The organism is Halomonas sp. KAO (assembly GCF_015595025.1).
GTDB lineage: Bacteria > Pseudomonadota > Gammaproteobacteria > Pseudomonadales > Halomonadaceae > Halomonas.
Genome location: NZ_JADNRL010000037.1, coordinates 278,170 through 278,769 on the forward strand (window position 1 = coordinate 278,170; position 600 = coordinate 278,769).

A 600-nucleotide genomic window follows, 5' to 3' on the forward strand; every position below is an offset into this window, starting at 1 on the left:
ACGGAAGGTTTCGCCCATGTAGGCGCCGAAGATCAGACCGATGGTGATCACCCCCGCCACGAACTCGTTGACGTTGATGAAGATATCCCAGCCGAAGTGCGCATAGAGCTGGTCGGTGATCGCGTTGATGCCGATCTGGCCGCCGAAGAACAGCAGCATCATCAGCACCAGGTCGGGCACGCCGCGGATGATGGTGGTGTAGAGGGTGCCGATGGCGTGGGCCGCCCGGCTGCGCGACATCTTGGCGCTGGCGGTGATCAGGCCCAGCACGATGGCCAGGAGCAGCGACAGCACCGCCAGCTCGACGGTGATCAGCGCGCCCTCCAGCAGTCGCGGGCCATAGCCGTGAAGATTGATCATGGGGCTTACCTCGTGGGCCGGCTCAGTGCTTGGGGGCCAGGAATTGTTTCAGGCGTTCCGAGCGGGGGTTGCCGAATACCGCCTCGGGCGGACCGGACTCCTCGATCACGCCCTGATGCAGGTAGATCACCTCGCTGGAGACGTCCCGGGCGAAGGCCATCTCGTGGGTCACCAGGATCATGGTGCGCCCCTCGTCGGCGAGGCCGCGCATGACCTTGAGCACATCCCCCACCAGTTCGG

General features: G+C 64.7%; 1 protein-coding gene and 1 pseudogene. Both read right to left on the minus strand.

Annotated elements, in window-relative coordinates; translation table 11 throughout:
* Window positions 1–360: ABC transporter permease subunit (locus IOC61_RS17270; protein ID WP_195689956.1), on the minus strand; the 360-nt coding region annotated here is incomplete at its 3' end.
* A gap of 22 nt (window positions 361–382) precedes the next feature.
* A pseudogene (locus tag IOC61_RS17275) lies at window positions 383–600 on the minus strand (histidine/lysine/arginine/ornithine ABC transporter ATP-binding protein); the annotation flags it as partial.